Genomic DNA, 18,588 nt, shown 5'->3' with positions numbered 1-18,588 from the left:
TGGTGCCATGCGTAAACCCTGTAATCGTCATATGTCGAAGCCTCGTTCGGCAACAACATCAACAATCACACGCTGATCCGGAAGGTGGGGGAAAACCAGCGCTTACTCTTCCACAGGCTAGAACCCACTATCCGAGGTTTGAATTGGGTAACGCGGGAGGGGAGTGCAAGGAAATGCGCACTTCATCCTCCTTTACGCCATCCACCTGTGGCAATTTGCCTAGTTCAGCCTGAAAATGTTCGCCCAACCCCTCCGCCAATTCCCGAAATGCTCTAAGGCGCTGCAATCGGTCCTGAAGATCTTCTCGCAGCGCTTTGTTGGCTTTGCCCCCGTCGTTCAAATCCTCGGTCGTGGATATGAAACGGATGAAAATTTCAGAGATACCTGAGTTGGCTTCCGCAGCTTCCGCGAGCTTTACCCACTCTTTCGATTTGTCGGTTGCCAGAGCGGCGGCTTGAGACAGACAGTACCTGATTAGTAGCTTTGCGGAATAATCGAGTCCCCGAGCCAGATCGAGCCATTTTTCGACTTCAGCGTTTTCCGGATCATTCTTCGACGGCTGTGCGGACGGGTAGTACCTCGGATACTCCGCTGCAGTGTCGAGACTTTCCAAGACCCGCAGGATCGGCTCCAACTCTTGGTGCGGCCGCATTCCTCTAGGAAATTCCGCTCGGTGACTCCATAGTTCAAGAATAGCCGTAAAGCACCTGTCCTGGGCTGCTGCCTTCTCGGAACCAGTGGCTCTCTCTGCTTCATCGATCAGTTCAGCAACATAGTGGGCCATCCACCTGCCAAGCGTATCGGCAGATCCGTCGACATTCATTGCCTCCACCAGCTTTCGACCTAAAGCCAGTATTGCATCAGATTGTGTGCAAGCTTCCGTCGGCTTTAAGCAGGTAGATTCTTGACTTTGTTGGGATTCTGTCTTTGTCATTTTCGATACTGCTTTCATATGATCTGTAACGTCGTCGACGATCTATGTTTACAGCGATAATCAGGTTGCGCTGCAGCTTGCCAAGGAGTGCTTTCAGGAAGTCCTGTGATGCATTGATTCGACTTCCACGTTCCGGGCTGACGCTCTCATGCCGGTTGCCCTCATCGAAGTGCCCCCAGACCTGGGACATCATCACAGTTGAATGATCCTTATCTGTCCACGTCCGTTGATCAGCATCCGTTCGCAGACCCATCAATTCGCGTATGTCTTCCGCCGGGCGTGGGGCTGGGTAACTGATGCCTCCCGCCCAACGATCTTGGCTATCCACCCCGCCGTCGCGGCTGCGGTCGATGATCCAACCTTTGAGCGAGTATCCATGCTCATCGATTTCCATATCGTCTTCAGCGCTTGGAATAGCGTAATCATACCTGCTGTCGGCCGTGCTCAATGCACGTAACAAGGCCTCCGAGTTCATCGGGGATACCAAGGCGCTGTGGATATCGACAGACTGCTCGCGCTCGGAATTTGCTGTCGTCCAATGGCCCCAAATGTTAGTCATCGCGCCGCTATGCAATGCCTCATCAAAATCCGTAGTCCTGATGAGGCTGTAGTTTTTGTCTGCCTTATCACAATCCAACCAAGATGGCTGTTCGAGCGGTGCAGGGTCTCGCCGGTCCCACAGCCAGCGTCCATCTTGACGTGACAGGTCATGCCTCTCCAGCCAATCAGCGAATTCATCCACGACTCCACATTCTGAATCGCAATGAACTTGCCTGCATGCCAGATTTCTGCCCGCGACGATCAGCATAGCGTGGTATGCCTGATAGAAACTGAGACTATCTACACGAGGGTAAGAGCCGTGTGAGTGGTAGGTGTGGCCCTCTTGGTACAGCTTACGACGAGATCTCTCGTCCTCGTCCCAACGTCCGCGGCCAGCGAACTTTAACTGGCCCCGGATAACGGCCAGTGCTTCTGATTCGATTTGCCCTTGCGACAAACCGAATACTCTCCCCAAGGGTGCATACCAATACGGACCGATGTCCAAGCTGAAATAGAAGCTGTCATCATCGTTCGCATCTCCTGCCTCATCGCTTCTGGTGAAACGATCATAAGATTTCGATTCCACGGCAGGAAATGGTGATTTGGCGACGTGCTCCAACGTGTGCCGGAGATCGGCTTGATCATCGACTATCTCGTTGTCCATCAATATTCGGACCGCCCGAGCTGCGAACAGCCTGATGAGGATGTGCGGCTCTCCTTTCAACGCCAAGTCCATCAGACGTTGACCATATGGTGCAAGCGCCGCAGCGTTTGCGATTGCTCCTCGATTTACGCCGATCAGAAACCACTGGAGCGCGTGCAGGCTGTAGAACGGCAATTTGGCATCGACAAATGGACCTCCTACATTCTCGGAACTGAAGTTGAACAGGTGCTCTAGTATGTCTTTCCGTCCAAGCGCGACAAAGCCCAGCACCGCATGCGCGCCCTCCCATCGCGTGACGGTCTCTGGTGCTGCCATTGCGGCCCAGACATAACCCGCCAAGGCGGCATTGATGTCTGAAGGTGGCAGGAGGTTAGTCGACCAAGAACCATCGCCGTCTTTCTCCTCCAAAGAGCTGGAGAAAAGTTCTAGGCCGAAATCGAGCGCTTCTAACGCATCGTCTTCTGAGAGCTTGATTGCTAAAAGCCCGACCAGCGAAAATAGCCGCGCTGCATCAGCCAAGTCTGCTGTTTCACCGATACCATCCAGGACAACTTCGACAATATCGGCTTCGTCCGCTCCGCTGAGAAGGCAAGCGGTCTTGAACGGAAAAATCTCGTAATGCCGATACTTTGCTACGTTAAGGCAATACCGTCGGCAAAGCTTCCTGAGGATTGCCTCGAAGGCACGCTTGATTGCTGGTCGCTGACTCCACTCCCTCGGGCATTGCTCTAAGAAAACTCTTAGATGATAGAGTTCAAATTCCGGCACTTCGCCAAACGACAAGATGAATTCGACTTCCGAACCAATAGGTACCCGGATGAGCGTTTGCTGGAAGAAATGCTCGTGATACCAAGGGCGCTCTGAAGCCTTATATCTTCTATAACTCTCGGAAATACCATTGGCGCTGGCCAAGCTTATTCCGTCGAAAATGCTGTTCCAATCCTTGGTCGTTACCGAAACAGCTTCCACGCCGATGCCATTTTCCTCGACTTTCCTCGAATTTCGCTTGAGTTCCACGTCGTCAGTGAACTGAACGGCTTCATCGAGCCCTTCCAGAAGTACCCCGTGGCGGCGTATGACTTCTTGCAGTTCTTTAAAGTCGCCAGAATTGAATTGAGAATAGCGGAATAGGTGAGCGGCTATAGCTGCTTTTTCGTTTGAGGACTTGCAAGCGTTCAGTGCCTCATCAAGCAGCGTTTCGTGTCGCCAGCGCCCCCGAAAACCTATCAATGGGAGTGCGTTTAGCGGATCTAATTCTCCACGTTCAACAAGCTTTCTTATTGCGACAGGAACAATTCGTTCTGACCATCCAAAACCACGGTCCCGCCAACGGCTAAGGATCGCCAGCGATGAGGGAGGGCACAGCCCGGTCAAAGCCTCAACGGTTGCGTGCCAATCGAAATGCTTGTCTCGAACAACATAGTCGTAAGTTAGCTCCGCGCAGCGTGCGAAGCGGTACGCCGTCTCGGGAACGGGGCGGTCTGTGCGAACTGATCGATCCGCCAGATCCAGTATGGCATCCCACCGTGACAAATTCTCATCGCCAATTTTACTCGCGACTTCCACCGCCTCGTTGAAATATCCTTTGGCTTCCCCTTTGCTAAGGCAAAGGATCGCACGTGACGCTTCGATAAAGCCATCCGACTTCTGCTCAGCATCGGATCTTTCATCGTTAGTTAAATTGAAAGCCTCCAACACAAATTCGAGCGCGTTTTTCCGAGCATTGAAGTTTTCACAACATAGCCTTGCCAGTGTGGTCAAAGTGGGCGTGAAAAGCGGACGTTTCAAACTGCTCTTCCAATCGGAGAAAGCGCCCAGCGTCGTCTCGTCAACTGCCTGCAGTCTAAATAGGATCTCGAACCATACCAAGGCTATATCATTCGAAGTGTAATGGTCGTCCCGGTAATGAATTCGAGCGGCTTTGTTTGATGCTTCACACGCTAAGGCAAGCTCGTCATTCAGCGTCGGCCCGGTAACAGTCCCGCAAACAACCCTTGCCCTGAGGTTGTGCCAAGGCAGGAGCGCGCCGATGTCCTCTTTGAATTCTTGGAGATCGCGAGACGTCGAATGTTGGTTTTTCCCTTCTAATTCCTGTCGAAGAGAACCATGCGCAAGATCCACGAGTTCGAGGGGTGTATCGATCAGCGTGGCACGCAGGCTATAGCCACGCAGGAGATGAGATCGCGTGTTAGAGAAGCGGGACGCAATATCTAACGGAGGCTCACTTGGCAGGTAGCGCGAAAGGACCGATGCAGCCTCCGTTTTAGAACAAAGTGAGTGCTCTAAAGCCGCTTCCACGAGAATAACCACTGCATTCAGGGCAGAGTAGCGATCAGTGAACGAACCGCCATCGCTAAGGCTTATTCGGGTGCTGGCAAGCAATCGGAACGCTCTTTGCGTCACTTCGAGAGGCGGTACCTTTCGAATTCGCTGCAATGCTACGGCGATCCCCAGCACCAAACACAGATTGTTGTCAGCGGCTACCGCGAACGCATTCAAATCATCTATGCGGTTGTGATCGATAAGTCGTTTGGCAACCGCAAGCCCTATGCGGAACGAAACCTCCCTTGGTGTCCAGCGGCCAAGGCTGTGTGCTGCAGCTTCGGCACCATGGATATTAATTTCGGCAAAGGTCAATGCAACGATGTCTTCGTCCGAAATTCGTTCCTTCTCTCGTTCCTCTTCAGACAGTCTGCTCCAGTTCCTAAGCCATTCGGATGCCATGCGCAGACGGCTCCGAGCATCGCCCACCAAAGCCGGGCACCCTGACATCAGAGCTGCTTCGTAGGCATGATGCGATCCAAGCCAGCCTGAACCGAATGTTCCTCGCGACACAATTTCCTGAATTAGGTCAACGTCGAGAAACGTCGAAGACAGGTCAGTGTTGGCCTGCAAAATCTTCCTCTGCCTGTCGTCTCCCGCCGTTTCACCGCCCGCTTTCAGGGCGAGTTTGGTCGCATCAAGATAGCGTTTCGAACGCAGTCCTGCCTTCAGCGCGAATTGTAGTCGCTGCAGTTCGATGTCGCGTCTCTCTAGGGGACTCGTCTCTGGGAGAGCATCGGACTTCAACGCAAGGTCAACAAGATTTGAGAATTGCCCTGCATCGAGCATCAATTGCGGCAAGACAGATGCAACATAGGGGCTTTTTGAGGCGAGTGGATACAGAACACTGATGAAGCCGCCCATTGAGGCGCTCGTTGGCTTGTACCTCTCTCGAAACCACGTCTCTGCAGGTTCGTCGAAAAACTGCACAGAATCGCCTGCCAAACGCAGCGGCCTCCCGATGTCTATGACAAAGCTTTTTATTGCTGACTCGGGAACGTGCGAAATCGCAGACAAAACCGACAAGGGGATGAGCGGGCGAAGCGCGGCCAGCGCGGTACATATACTATCGACCTGAGATCTTTCTAATGGCCCCAAGTGATATTTCAGCTTCTCTATGGCTGCTTCGAGCAAGCTACCGATAGTGTCTTCAACTGATTTGGGGTTTGGACCAAGCAAGCGAAGCGTATTGGGCAGGGTCTCGTTACGAGACAGGGCAAGGGCCTGAACGCGGGGATTGCATGAACTGAGGCGATGAAATTCGTCCACATCATGTTCATTGGCTTCGGGAAAACGCAGTCGAAGATGCGCTGCCGTTTCTGCGCGGCTGAATGGTACCAGTTCACGACTCAACGCTTCGCTAGGTGGGTCGAGGTGGTGCTGACGATGTGACCGACAAAGGAATACCAACCGGACGTTATCCGGCATCTTTTCCCTGATAAGGTCGCGCACAAATGATTTCTTTTCTCCAATCTCTTCAGCAGCCATCTGGGCGTTGTCTGCGGCATCGATTACGATACACAGTAGCGCTTCGGGGTCTTGAAGCCGTATGAAGTCGGAAGCTTGTCCTATGCGATGAACGAAGGCTCTGACGTAAGAAGCCGAATCCGCATGAACTGTCGGAATGAGCAAATGGCAGAGCCCTTTGCTCGCCAACTCATTTGCAATTTGCACCAAACCGTCCTTGTGTCGGTGGCGATAGCCGGATGCATTGCGATATTGGCCGTTTCCAAAACAATCGTAGAGGATGCAATTCGAGCCTCTGGGAAGACTGCCTGCAATTCTATTGGCGAAGATCGTCTTGCCGATACCGCCAGGCGCATGAATTACCACTGGGCCTTTGGCCGCAACAATTTCGGCGACGAGGGCAAGCTCTTGATCCCGAGCCAGCGAGCCGTCCAATTTTTCAATGAGGTTTGGAGCCGGAAAGAGGGCGCTCTCATCGGTATCCAAAGCGCGGAACACGTCCATCTTTGTAATGGAAGGATTGCGCTCTCCCTCCGACAGCGCCTTCCGCGTTACAAGCTCTTTTAGCTTCAGGGGACCATATACGTCCGAATCTGGGAGATAGCCACCAACATCCTGGAATAGAATGTTGCGTTGATCCCAATAGTCATCCTGTCGCCCTTCAAAATGTATAAGCTTACAAAACGCCGCAAGATCATCGCCGGAAAGGCCTGCGAAGCGCTCAATCTTCTTGACTTCTTTGATGTGGCGAACAGTACGCCCTTCCGCAACGTCTTCGACGGCCTCAGCGAAGGCATCGCCAATTGGCCGATTCGTGACAAACCAAAACTCCAGCTTTCCGGCTAGGACATCTTTAGGAAAGGTCTTGAGCAATTCCCTGTACCGCTCGGCGAAGCCCGTAACTGATTTCTCTAGTCCACTGGCCGTCCACGGTTCATGCGCGTGCAAGGTTGAATGCTTGAGTTGCATGTAACGCACGAGCCGTGCGTCAGCAAAATCCTCGCTGCCGAAGTACTCGGCGATATCGATAACGTCTTCTCCGGCAGTAACGGTTTCGCCGCCACCAGCTTCTATCGGTGATATTCCCTCAATAGTGACTGCCACCAAGTCGCTGGTGGCAGACAATAGCTTTAAGCATCGTCGCGCTGCCCAAAGGTAGTGAAACTGATCGCCATCACGGCTCGGGCGAACGAGATTAGTTTTTGCCATTAGAAACCTGGCCTGATGATATTTTTATGCTGTGGTGTCATTGCCCAAACCCTACCGTTCGCAGACGATCAGCGAGACCATCAAATGTGTCTAAGAACCCCGATTGAGTTGAGGTGTTGAAGCACGTGCGATGTTAACCCGTTCGCAAAGTAGTAACGTTCTCCTGAAACGGTCCCAAAAAACTTCTCGTATCGCTCAATTGTATCCTTGGCGTCTGAGCCACCAGTGATCACGGTGATTGCGGGCCTAATCGGTTCGCTCAATTGAACTCGCTTGAGTAGGTACTTAAATTCGAAATCTGCAGCAGGCATCGAATATCCAAAAAATACCCAATGCCCAGCTTTCTTCAGGTAGCGTTCTGCAGTACGCCACGTCGCGGCGTGCATGGGAAAATCTAAGGCTTTGCGGTAACTGAAAGTCGCAAACCTAGTACCTAAAGCCGTGCTGCGGCAGTGTATGCAGCGAGGAGTCAATACTGTCGCCTTTGTACGACTACCTGTGAAATCAATAACACTCTTCCAGTCTTTGTCACGGAACAGGGTTTGAGCAACTTTTTCAGTTTGGCTTGCAGGAAGCCAAAAGAGCTCTCGACACGAATCGCAGTAGAGCCAATTGACAGAGCCATGTGGCTTCAGAAGGCGAAGTGCCCTGTCTTCGGGGTATTTGGCTTTCACTAGTGCACTTCTTTCAAACTCACACGCTCGCGCGTCGCAACCATAATCGACAGCGCGGACTGATTGCGTTCTGGCAATACCACTCTCGAAGACCGTATCCCAATTCATGCTGAGTACCGCAGTATTTTGCGTATCAAATCGCTCGAAGAATGTCTCCAAAGTTCGCCATTGCGCATCTTTACTCAACATTTTCCGTCGATATGCTTGAGGCAACATTCTGATCATTCTGACGATAATTGCCCTGCGCACCACTCGCAGGTCTGACGCTGAATAATTCATGCCCAAGTGATGACCCGTATTTGCGGAGAGATCGACAAGTGTGAAGAGATCCTCCAACTCAGGCCATTCTTCAGGCCTTATGTCTTCACCCTCGCCAAACACTTGATTGACGAAATTTCTCAGAAACCTGACGTGGTTCGCACTTGGCCCATCCAATTTCAGCTTGTTCACATTCAACAGCGCTTTGGAAAAAGTACTCGCTAACGGAAGGCCCGCATTAAAGGAGAATCCGGCCCCAGCAACCACTAGACAACTTGGTATAAAATCCATCTATCGCCTCTCCAAATCGCGCAACCCTAAGTTTTTCTTAAACTAGTTTCCAGTCGGTTATTTGTTTGATGAAACCCAATGTGCAAGCGACGTATTTGAAAATCGCCATCCCGACGATGTAGCGGATACTGCTGTCCCGAATGCCTTGCCGCCGGTGGATATTCGGCCAATCCTTTATCTGTAGGTACAAAGTGACGAGTGACCTGCGGTTGCCAGCCATGCGCGTGTAACCACGCGCAGCAGGCCAAGGGGGCCTCAGCCCCCTATGGAACCCCCAGGACAAGGGAAAGATATGAAGGATTCATCGATACGATTCAGAATTTCTGAAACTGAAAAAGCCCGCATAGAAGGTTTTGCAGTGAAAACCGAGACATCTGTGTCAGCAATTCTGCGGCGAGCAGCCATTGAAGTCTTGCGCGGCGAAATCCCCGGCACACGTCAACGACGTGTATGCGTCGACGTCCGACATGCGGCCAATGCCCTGCTTGGTGTCATGGACTCGAAGCCCATAGACATCGGCAATTTGCGCGAAAGCGTAAACAAGCTGCGTATTGCCGCCCGCGAACTGATCGAATGCAGATGATCATCAAGGGAATGCGCTTTCGCTCGCGGTCTACCATAACCCGCCTCATCCGACATCTGCAGTGTGCAGGCGACAATGAGGCGGTTTGCTTTCTGCGCGGAACGGCAGCCGATATTCGAGATATGCACGCCGACGCTGTCGCCCACAAAGCCACCTACTCCGTGCGACACTGGGTAGTTGCGCCACATGAGGCCATGGACCGACAGCAAATGCTTGAAGTCCTCGAGATGCTCGCTCGCGAATTTAAGTTCGAGCCGACACGGGCCGTCGTTGTTGAGCACCGAAAGGCGCGGTCGACGGGTGATGCCGCCGACGTCCATTGGCACATTCTCGTTGGCGAGATCGACCCCATCACTGGCCGCGTCCTGAAATCATCGTTCGACCGAATCCTCCACGAACTCGTAGCCCGCTGGAGTGAATATCGGTTCGGTCATAAATTCGTCCCAGGCAAGCACACAGCATCGATCATCAAAGGCCTGCACAAACGCGGTTACGAATGTATCGCGATCAAACTTGAGCAAATAGCAGGATTGGTTACCGAGATTTCTCCAGAGGCATTCACGCACGCACAGCATCAAGAGAAAAAGCGTCTTGGCATAGACTTACCAAACGCCCGCAATCTCGTCGCGGAAGCGGTCGCCAAAGCAATGTCGCGAACCGAACTCGCCGCTGACCTCGCTGCTTTCGGGCTGACTATTGAAGCAGGCAGCAAGCCAGCAACCTGGATCGTCAATAATGCTGACGGCGTTCTCGTGGGCGCACTTCACCGCCTAGCCCGAAGAAGAAAGTCAGAGATTATCAGTTTAATGGAGAAAACCAATGTCATCACAACCAGTTTCGATAGAACAGGCAATACTGCGGGATACACGAGCCATCCGGCAATTGATGGAGCCCAAGGAAGGTCATCAGATGACCGGGGCAGAGATGCTTATCGAGATACAGAGCAAGGTTCTAGACACCTTAGAGCAGATTCGTTTGGACATTCAGCACCTCCATCAGCGGCTCAACCAGGTGGCAAGTCGCAAAGGCGGCACCTCACAACGCCACTCCTGATCGGGTTGGACAAGTTACGAGCACCGCTGTCGGAAATGCTTGGACGCGCAAACGCCTCGGCTCTTACATCGGCTGAAAGCATCGTGTTTGAGCTGGGGCAGATGGAAGAGGAGGCCTTACGTGATCTGCGCCGCCCCATACCTGAATTCTCTCGGCCACCTAGATTGAAAACGGCGAAGAACAATATTCAGACCGCTCAAGCCAATTTGACCGCGGCCACGAATCAACGCTGGGATATCGCGGAACAGCTTCTAAAGACATCCAAGGTTCGATGGTGGTACCACCTAGTCGGTATTGCCGCGCGGCGTCGCGGCCGAGTTCATCAACTCAAAGAGCGTCTTTCGAGTGTAGACGCCGAAGTGAGGTCTTTGCAGCATAATTTGGCTGCCGCGCAGTCCGCCCTGCGCAGAGAAGAACGCGCAACGAAGGACGAATATGCCGCGCGAGTCCAGGACATCATTCGGCGGCAGAAAGCTGCCCAGAGCACTCTTCGGATCATCGAGGCTGCGAATGCAATCCTGCGAAGCCATCCTGAAGCTGCGCACGGCGGCCTACAGTTCATTCTCGGCACAGCTCGGAAAAATATCGACTTCAAATGTGCTGAAGATGATGACGAGCTTACCGCCACGTACATTTCAGCCCCTCTCCCTAAAGCCTGACCGAAGTTCACTAACGAAGCTCACTACGCTTAGTGAACTTCGTTAGTGAACCGCGTCAATATTCCTAGTAGATTGTTTTTTTTCATTTTTCTGTTGCCACAGCCCTTTTTCTGCACCAGCATTTCTACACCGGAGGCAGGCAGGCTGGTCTGCAAGCGCTCCGGTCGTACTGGGTAGGTGAGTTAAATTCCCCCGTCGAGCTGGCGGTCATCCCAGTCACGTAGGCTGTCAGCTCGGCGGGAGAGGAAACTCAATGTCAAATAATTTCCCCGCGAAAGGCAACAGCCTTTCAACAAGACTGAACAAAGACGCGGCTGTGGTAGCCGACAGCATTGAGATAGGGCAGCAGGTTTCGCGCTTTGCCGCTGCCAAAAGCATGATCATCCTTCGCAGCTCTCCGAAATCTTTTGGCGAGGGTGATGTCAAAGGACTGGTTATGGAGATTGCAATCGGCTTGGGTCACGCGCTGGCCAGGACCGACCACCTGAAAAATTGAAAGGAATAAAATGAAGAAACGCGCTTTTGCATATTCGCGATACTCGCATGAGGATTCCACCGATCAATCGATAGAAGGGCAAATCGCGTCGCAAGACAAATACGCCTCAAAAAACGAGATCGAAATCGTCCAGCGATATAGCGATCATGCAATCTCAGGCGCGTCTATCCTGAATCGGCCGGGGCTAACCCGGCTGCTTCAGGGTCTTGATGCAGCGGAGATCGACATTCTTCTGGTCGATCACCTAGACAGGTTGACGCGCGACGATGGCGATATGGCGTTCATCCACAAGCAGCTCGTCTTCCATCGCATTGAGCTGCATTCAGTAGCGCAGAGCGGAAAGGTGGACCGCAACACCGCTTCGATTATGGCGCTAGTTGGGCGAAACCAGCTAGAGAGTACAGCCCACGCAGTAAGGCGTGGGCAGGAACTCCGGCTCAGGGAAGGTAAAAATACGGGCAGCCGCCCATATGGCTATCGACTAACCTCTACCCCTGGTGAACTGGAGATCGACAACGGTCATGGCATACGGGTCGGCGAAGCCGACATCGTCCGTCGCATATATCGAGAGCGGCTAGGTGGAATGACCCCACGCGGCATCGCCGGAAAGCTGAACGCGGAGGGAACTCCCTCGCCCATGGGAGGACGTTGGAACGCCTCTACGATCAACGGCTCAAAGAGCCGCCAGGTTGGTATTCTGCGCAATTCCATTTACATCGGTGTACGAAAATGGAACCGCCTTGCAATGGTCAGGAATCCATCGACAGGGAAGCGGATTAGCCGTGTGAACAAGTCGGAAGACATTGTGTCGGTGCCAGTCCCCGAACTTGCAATCATCGACGTAGATACCTTCCAACGCGTTCAGGAGCTTTTCCCCCAGTCAAGCGATGAGCATCCGTCAAAATACCGCCGAGCCAAAACTCTGTTCTCGGGACTTCTGAGATGTGGTTGCTGCATTGGTGGAATGTCCATGAAAGATAAGAGCAAGGGACGAATTCGTGTCCAATGCTCTGTCATGAAAGAATCGCGGTCCTGCACTAACACCAGTGCCTACTATCTGGATGAGATCGTCGACGCAGCACTTTCGGGTCTACGAGAACAACTCCAGAAAACAGATGCCATGGCGCAGCTTCTGAAGGCCTACAACTCAGAGCGTACGAGGCTAGCCGCGGAAACCATTGAAAGGATCAAGATCGTCGACAAACAGATCATTGACCTCAATGAACGGCAGGCGCGCATCTGGCGCGACTATGATGCGGGGCTTTTCGATGGCTCCATTGCGAATGAGCGCTTGACGAGAATCAAAGCTGAGATCGCGACGCTAGAAGAAGCGAAAGCCGCACTTCCTCCAGTCCCCGAGACAGTGGCACTGCATCCCGCAGCAATCGAGCGTTTCCGACGCTATGTTGACGAGATTTCCAAGATCTACGCCGTACAGATCACCGACGAGAACCTAGAAGCGGCCAACGCAATTCGCCGCCTGATCGACCAAATCACGATCACACCGACGGTTGATGGAACTGACATAAAGATAGAAGGATTGCTCGGCCTTCTCGTCGAAGCATCCACACGCCCTGTGTTGGGGGGAATAGTGGTAGCGGAGGAGGGATTCGAACCCCCGACACAAGGATTATGATTCCTCTGCTCTAACCTACTGAGCTACTCCGCCGCCGGACGAGCAGAACGCGGTTGCTTCTGCGTTTTCCGCTCGGGACGGGCGGCTTATAAGGTGCCCCGTCCCGAAGTGTCAAGCGCCGTTTCCGGCAAAAACGCGCAAGCGCGCAAAGGCTTGTGGAACGGCGCGGTTCAGGCGGCGGCGGGCGTGGACAGGATGCGCTTCAGCGCCGCTTCGGCGGCCTGCTCGCGCTCGGAACGGGCGACGAAGCCGCCGCCGAAGACGCGGGCGTCGGCACCCTCGCCCGAATAGAGCGCGCAGGCCTGGCCCGGCGCCACGCCGGCCTCGCCCTCTTCCAGTTCGACGTAGAGGCCGCCGGCGTCGGCGTGCAGCCGGGCCGGACGCGGCGGCCGGGTCGAGCGCACCTTCGCAAAGCAGGCAAAGCCCTCGGCCGCCACCGCTAAGAGATCGCCGTCGCCGAGCCAGTTGACGTCGCGCAGGTAGAGCCGGCGCGTCTCCAGCGCCTCCTTCGGCCCGACGATCACCCGCCGCGAGCGCGCGTCGAGATAGACGACATAGAGCGGCTCGCCGGTGGCGATCCCGATGCCGCGCCGCTGGCCGATCGTGTAGTGCAGGATGCCCTCATGGGTGCCGAGCACGCGGCCGTCGATGTGGACGATCTCGCCGGCGAGTGCGGCGTTCGGCTTCAGCTTCGCGACGATGTCGGAATATTTGCCCTGCGGCACGAAGCAGATGTCCTGGCTGTCGGCCTTCTTGGCGACGACCAGCCCCATCTCCTCGGCCAGCGCCCGCGTCTCGGCCTTGGAAAGATGGCCGAGCGGAAAGCGCAGGTAGTCGATCTGCTCCTGGGTGGTGGCGAACAGGAAATAGCTCTGGTCGCGCTCGGCATCGACCGGGCGGTAGAGCGCGCGGCGGCCGGGATCCTGCGGCGTCGGGTTCGGCCGCGAGCGGATATAGTGGCCGGTGGCGAGCGCGTCGGCGCCGAGCTCCCTGGCGGTCGCAAGCAGGTCTGCGAACTTGACGGTCTGGTTGCAGGCGACGCACGGGATCGGCGTCTCGCCGGCCACGTAGCTTTCGGCGAACGGGTTGATCACCGTCTCGCGGAAGCGCTTCTCGTAGTCGAGCACATAGTGCGGGATGCCGAGCGTCTCGCAGACGCGCCGGGCGTCCTCGATGTCCTGGCCGGCGCAGCAGGAGCCGGCCCGGTGCACGGCGGCGCCATGGTCGTAGAGCTGCAGCGTGATGCCGAGGACGTCGTAGCCCTCGCGCTTCAGAAGCCCGGCGACGACGGACGAATCCACGCCGCCCGACATGGCGACGACGACGCGCGTATCTTCTGGCTTCCTGTCGAAATCGAGACTGTTCACGGCATCCGTCCGATGGTTCTGGCCGGTGGCTCTGGCAATGGTCCGGCGATGGGTTCGGCAATGGGTCTGGCAATGGGTCTGGCGGGCAAGGACCCGTCGCGGCATGCGCCCGACCACCGGCTATAGCGCGCGCCGCGGGCGCACATATAGAAACTTGCGGGTGCCGCGGCAAGAGAAGCCCCGGTTCGGGGGGCCTTTTTGCGTCCGCAGGCGCTCACCGTCCCGCGATGGTCCCTCGCGCCACACCTGCAGCCTAACGGCGGCCGGCGGAGATCAGATCAGCTTCATCCGCATCGCCGAGGCGATCGCCTGCATGCGGTTGACGGCGCCGAGTTTTCGCGTCGCGGTCTTGAAGTAGCTGCTGACGGTATAGGGGGAGATGCCGAGAATGATGGCGATCTCGTCGCTGCTCTTGCCGGCGGCGGCCCAGCGCAGGCATTCGATTTCGCGGCCGGACAGCTTTTCGCGCGCCACCGTGCCGGTGGCGAAGGTCTGCTCCAGGCACTCGAACAGCTGCACGGCGGCGAAATAGAGCCGCGCCGTGTCGTCGTGGTCGAGCGCGGCCTGCCGGCCGGAGAAGAGGACGATGAACGGCTCGGCGCCGGTCGAATGCAGCAGGAAGGCCAGCGAGGCGGCAAGCCCGTGCTGCTCGGTCAGTTTCGCCGCTGCAGCCGCGGCGGCGTCGCCCGGATCCTTCGGCGCCAGCAGCCGCGCGTCGCCGCGCACCGGCTGCTTGGTCTGCGCCACCTCCGTCACCAGCCGGCTGCGATGGAACACCTCGAGCGCGTCGTACTGGCGCACCAGTTCGGCCGGCCAGTTGCTGACCAGCAGGCGGGCGGAAAGCCGCGGCCGCTCGGCGTCGGGAAAGCGCGTCACGAGGAAGTGGCTGAAGCCGAAATGGTCGGCGCAGCGGCGCATCAGCTGCAGCACCTCGTATTCGGTCTGTACGCTGCCCAGCGCCGCCTCGGTGAGGAACTCGGGCGACCAGCCTGGCCGCACCGATGGGTTGTCGGGGTCTCTCATCGCGCCTTTCCGTTTGTCGCCTGCCGTGCGTTCAGGCACGGGCCTTTGCCTGGTGGCAGTCGGCGCGGCGTCCAGTTCGCCCTCTACCAGATGCGGGATCGGCTTGGAAACAGCCAAATCTGGCGGTCACCAAAGAAGCCCGCCCGGCCGGCCCCGGCGATCGCCGGCATGTCCGTTGCCGCGACCGGTTCCGCGAAGTTGCTCAATTTGTTAGCGAATTGTTACGGGCGGCTTAGGCAATTCTTAAATGTGGCAAACTACAGTGGGGCCACTGGTCTTGTGTGTAGTAGAGAGTCCTATGACCGAATTGATCCGACCCCGCGTGAAGTATGTCATCGGCCCCGATGGCAGCCCCCTGACGATCGCCGATCTGCCGCCGGCCAATACCCGGCGCTGGGTGATCCGCCGGAAGGCTGAAGTCGTGGCCGCTGTCCGCGGCGGCCTGTTGAGCCTGGAAGAAGCCTGCGAGCGCTATACGTTGACCGTCGAGGAGTTCCTGTCCTGGCAGTCCTCCATCAACGACCATGGCCTCGCCGGCCTGCGCACCACGCGCATCCAGCAATACCGGCACTGAGTGCCGCGCTCCGCCAAGCTTCCGCGGCCGCATCAATGCGGCCGCAATCGCATTTGCAGCAGGCTCGTCATCACCGCCGATGCCGCGTAGAACCAGAGCCCGGGCTGCGTGAAGGCGCTTGCCACGCCGCTGGTCTTGGCCGCCACGATCACCAGCGCCACCAGCATGACATCCATCATCGACCAGCGGGCGAGCAGCGGCAGCAGCCGGGCGAGCAGCTTGTCATGGGCGCCCTCCCCCCGCCGCGTCGTCGCCTCGAAGGCCACCCCGATCAGCTTGATCACCGGAAAGACCACCGACAGCAGGCCGACGAGCGCCGCCAGCAACCGGTCGTCCCCAAGCCACAGCGCGGCGATGATGCCGAGCAGCGACGGTGTCTCGCTGAAGAAGTAGAGCTTTTCGAACAGCACGAGCGGCAGCACCATCCCGAAGGCCAGCGACAGTGCCGACAGGACGAGCAGGACGGGAACGATCAGGACCATCGATTGCCTCGCATTGAATCGGAACGCCATCCATAGCATCTTCAAGACAGAGACGAAGCCCGGCCGGATCGCGGCGATGCAACGGCTGCAGCCACCGGGCCGCCGGAGGCCGGCCACCAGGGAGGACCGCATGAAGATTGAAAGCCGCGAAGACGGCGCGCACGGGCGTTACAGCGCAACGGTCGACGGCCACGAGGCGGAGATGACCTATTCCCGGACCTCGCCGCGGCTGGTCATCATCGACCATACCGGCGTTCCCGACGCCCTGCGCGGCCGCGGCGTCGGCCAGGCGCTGGCGCTCCATGCCGTCGAGCAGGCCCGCGCCGGCGGCTGGAAGATCCTGCCGCTCTGCCCCTTCTTCAAGGCCCAGGCGATGCGGCATGCCGACTGGAGCGACGTCGTCGATCTGTAACGATCGGCAAGGCAGGCCGTGAATGCCTTCACGGCCTGCTTAAGGGAGACATTCATTTCGGCAAGGCTGCCACCGGACGCACGGCTGTCCCCGCAAGGGCACGGCCGCGGCCGGTCCTGCGGGGTCCTTCGGCTCCGGTCGGCCGCAGCAGCTCAGGCGCGCAGGCGAACCGCGTTGTCGCGCTCTTCCAGCGCCGCGGCCCTGGCAAATTCCGCCTCGACCTCCTCCAGCGCCAGTTCGGCGGCGTCCTGCTGCACCTTCAGCTCGCGGATCGAGACGAGAAGGTTGTCGGCGCGCTGGCGGGCGGCCTTGGCAAAGGTCGGATAGGCGAAATGACCGGGATCGGTGATGCCGGACTTCTTCTCCTCGATGGCGATCTGGTTTTCCAGTTCCTTCGACATCCGCTCGAACTCGGCCATCATCATCTGCAACTGGCCCAGCTGCCGCCTTTTCTCTTTCACCTGGAATTCCTTCAGGCGAACAAGGCTCTCACGTGACTTCATACGCAATACTCCCGTGGATAGCGAGACCCCGGCACACGGCGGACGGCACGCGACGCGCACGCCCACCTTCAACAAAGCATCAGCATGCCTGGCCCGGCATCCGGGCCGAAGCACGCGGTCGTTCACCCGTGTTCCAGCAGATTGGTTCGGCTCTTACGGAAAAAATCCGACGTTCTTAATGAAACCCTACCGCTGGTAACCTTTCGTTTACGGGCATCGTTAATCATAGGTGGCATGATTTAAGGGTCGGTAAATACCGAACCGAAAATGCCGGAGGCCATGTAATAACGAGTCCATAGAATCGGTTAGCGCGGTTTCTTCACGTTGGACGTAAGGACTGCGTTCTCAAATTTCTACATAATTTCAGGCTTCTGCCAAAAATGTTTAACAAGTCCGATCCATCTTGCCAAAATGAATCAGAATTTGTTAACCATTCGGTGGCAGCCTCCAAATCAGGCAACGACTGGATCCGTATCGCGTAGAGGGGCCAGGACACCTTGAGCGGCGGAAAAGGGGACGGGACATGCGGGTACTACTCATTGAAGACGATAGCGCGACGGCGCAGAGCATCGAGCTGATGCTCAAATCCGAAAGTTTCAATGTCTACACGACTGATCTGGGCGAAGAGGGTGTCGATCTCGGCAAGCTCTACGACTACGACATCATCCTGCTCGACCTGAACCTGCCGGACATGTCGGGCTACGAAGTGCTGCGCACGCTGCGCCTGGCCAAGGTGAAGACGCCGATCCTCATTCTGTCGGGCATGGCCGGCATCGAGGACAAGGTGCGCGGCCTCGGCTTCGGCGCCGACGACTACATGACGAAGCCCTTCCACAAGGACGAGCTCGTTGCCCGCATCCACGCCATCGTCCGCCGTTCCAAGGGCCATGCCCAGTCGGTCATCACCACTGGTGAACTGATCGTCAACCTGGATGCCAAGACCGTCGAGGTCGGCGGCCAGCGCGTGCACCTGACCGGCAAGGAATACCAGATGCTGGAGCTGCTGTCGCTGCGCAAGGGCACGACGCTGACCAAGGAGATGTTCCTCAACCACCTCTATGGCGGCATGGACGAGCCGGAACTGAAGATCATCGACGTCTTCATCTGCAAGCTGCGCAAGAAACTGGCCAATGCCGCCGGCGGCGCCAACTACATCGAGACGGTCTGGGGCCGCGGCTACGTGCTGCGCGAGCCCGAAGGCGGCGAGCTCGCCGAGATCGCCTGATCCTGCCAGACCCGATAGTACCGCATCGAACCCGCCTTTTCGGCGGGTTTTTTGCTTTATGCGGGTGACCCAGGCGCCCGCCCTCGCCGGCAAGGCCGGCCCCGACGGCGAAGCTCTTCCTTCCACCGACGCCGCCGCTGCACACTTTCGTAGACATGCCTCGAGAGACGGCCGCGCAAGGCGCGCCGCGTCCGGGGTTGCCAGAACGTCAGGTCG

The 18,588-nt window shown here is 56.7% G+C and carries 14 protein-coding genes and 1 tRNA gene; 7 read left to right on the top strand and 8 right to left on the bottom strand.

Going from position 1 to position 18,588, the window contains the following annotated elements; translation table 11 throughout:
* Positions 1 to 127: 127 nt before the first annotated feature.
* The 3 genes from avs3b to C7449_RS21600 all read right to left on the bottom strand — a co-directional run bounded on the left by avs3b (position 128) and on the right by C7449_RS21600 (position 8,359).
* Positions 128 to 835: an AVAST type 3 anti-phage proein Avs3b gene (avs3b, locus tag C7449_RS14760; protein WP_407070387.1), complete on the bottom strand. Its 708-nt coding sequence runs from the start codon at positions 833 to 835 to the stop codon at positions 128 to 130.
* Positions 836 to 860: 25 nt separating this feature from the next.
* Complete coding sequence (avs3a, locus tag C7449_RS14755) at positions 861 to 7,136, bottom strand: AVAST type 3 anti-phage nuclease/ATPase Avs3a (protein WP_108003630.1); 6,276 nt, start codon at positions 7,134 to 7,136, stop codon at positions 861 to 863.
* An 80-nt stretch (positions 7,137 to 7,216) separates the two neighbouring features.
* On the bottom strand, positions 7,217 to 8,359 hold the full coding sequence (locus C7449_RS21600; RefSeq protein ID WP_146165092.1) for a hypothetical protein: 1,143 nt from the start codon (positions 8,357 to 8,359) through the stop codon (positions 7,217 to 7,219).
* 292 nt (positions 8,360 to 8,651) lie between these two features.
* Between C7449_RS21600 and C7449_RS21595 the strand changes: the two genes are divergently transcribed.
* The 4 genes from C7449_RS21595 to C7449_RS22460 all read left to right on the top strand — a co-directional run bounded on the left by C7449_RS21595 (position 8,652) and on the right by C7449_RS22460 (position 12,786).
* Positions 8,652 to 8,942 (top strand): hypothetical protein, encoded by a 291-nt coding sequence (locus C7449_RS21595; RefSeq protein WP_146165091.1) that lies wholly within the window; start codon positions 8,652 to 8,654, stop codon positions 8,940 to 8,942.
* Positions 8,933 to 10,654 carry a relaxase/mobilization nuclease domain-containing protein gene (locus C7449_RS21590; RefSeq protein ID WP_146165090.1) on the top strand — a complete coding sequence of 574 codons (1,722 nt, stop codon included), beginning with the start codon at positions 8,933 to 8,935 and terminating at the stop codon, positions 10,652 to 10,654. Before C7449_RS21595 ends, C7449_RS21590 begins: the two co-directional genes overlap by 10 nt.
* Positions 10,655 to 10,907: 253 nt before the next feature.
* Positions 10,908 to 11,150: a hypothetical protein gene (locus C7449_RS14730; protein ID WP_108003619.1), complete on the top strand. Its 243-nt coding sequence runs from the start codon at positions 10,908 to 10,910 to the stop codon at positions 11,148 to 11,150.
* A gap of 10 nt (positions 11,151 to 11,160) precedes the next feature.
* Complete coding sequence (locus C7449_RS22460) at positions 11,161 to 12,786, top strand: recombinase family protein (protein WP_374828203.1); 1,626 nt, start codon at positions 11,161 to 11,163, stop codon at positions 12,784 to 12,786.
* Here the strand turns inward: C7449_RS22460 and C7449_RS14715 are convergent.
* The 3 genes from C7449_RS14715 to C7449_RS14705 all read right to left on the bottom strand — a co-directional run bounded on the left by C7449_RS14715 (position 12,743) and on the right by C7449_RS14705 (position 15,176).
* Positions 12,743 to 12,819 (bottom strand) — tRNA-Met (locus C7449_RS14715). The two genes, C7449_RS22460 and C7449_RS14715, sit on opposite strands and share 44 nt — an antisense overlap.
* A 137-nt stretch (positions 12,820 to 12,956) precedes the next feature.
* Positions 12,957 to 14,153, bottom strand: coding sequence for a tRNA 2-thiouridine(34) synthase MnmA (mnmA, locus tag C7449_RS14710; RefSeq protein WP_108003618.1), 1,197 nt, complete (start codon positions 14,151 to 14,153; stop codon positions 12,957 to 12,959).
* Between the two features lie 273 nt (positions 14,154 to 14,426).
* Positions 14,427 to 15,176: a helix-turn-helix transcriptional regulator gene (locus tag C7449_RS14705; RefSeq protein WP_108003616.1), complete on the bottom strand. Its 750-nt coding sequence runs from the start codon at positions 15,174 to 15,176 to the stop codon at positions 14,427 to 14,429.
* A gap of 298 nt (positions 15,177 to 15,474) precedes the next feature.
* Here C7449_RS14705 and sciP point away from each other — a divergent pair, with 298 nt between their 5' ends.
* A complete protein-coding gene (sciP, locus tag C7449_RS14700; protein ID WP_007769470.1) occupies positions 15,475 to 15,750 on the top strand; it encodes a CtrA inhibitor SciP in 276 nt (91 codons plus the stop codon).
* A 32-nt stretch (positions 15,751 to 15,782) separates the two neighbouring features.
* Here the strand turns inward: sciP and C7449_RS14695 are convergent, their stop codons facing one another.
* Positions 15,783 to 16,262 (bottom strand): paraquat-inducible protein A, encoded by a 480-nt coding sequence (locus C7449_RS14695; RefSeq protein ID WP_245414392.1) that lies wholly within the window; start codon positions 16,260 to 16,262, stop codon positions 15,783 to 15,785.
* A gap of 100 nt (positions 16,263 to 16,362) precedes the next feature.
* Between C7449_RS14695 and C7449_RS14690 the strand changes: the two genes are divergently transcribed.
* Entirely contained in the window at positions 16,363 to 16,644 is a 282-nt protein-coding gene (locus tag C7449_RS14690) for a GNAT family N-acetyltransferase (protein ID WP_108003667.1), read from the top strand.
* Between the two features lie 152 nt (positions 16,645 to 16,796).
* Here C7449_RS14690 and C7449_RS14685 read toward each other — a convergent pair whose 3' ends face one another.
* Positions 16,797 to 17,147: a flagellar export protein FliJ gene (locus C7449_RS14685; protein ID WP_108003614.1), complete on the bottom strand. Its 351-nt coding sequence runs from the start codon at positions 17,145 to 17,147 to the stop codon at positions 16,797 to 16,799.
* Positions 17,148 to 17,670: 523 nt separating this feature from the next.
* On the opposite strand from C7449_RS14685, the gene ctrA reads away from it, so the two are divergent.
* A complete protein-coding gene (ctrA, locus tag C7449_RS14680) occupies positions 17,671 to 18,372 on the top strand; it encodes a response regulator transcription factor CtrA (protein WP_108003612.1) in 702 nt (233 codons plus the stop codon).
* Positions 18,373 to 18,588 lie beyond the last annotated feature (216 nt).

The organism is Mycoplana dimorpha (genome assembly GCF_003046475.1).
Taxonomy (GTDB): domain Bacteria; phylum Pseudomonadota; class Alphaproteobacteria; order Rhizobiales; family Rhizobiaceae; genus Mycoplana; species Mycoplana dimorpha.
Note: the sequence above shows the minus strand (reverse complement) of the source record. Positions and strands in the feature narration are given on the sequence as shown.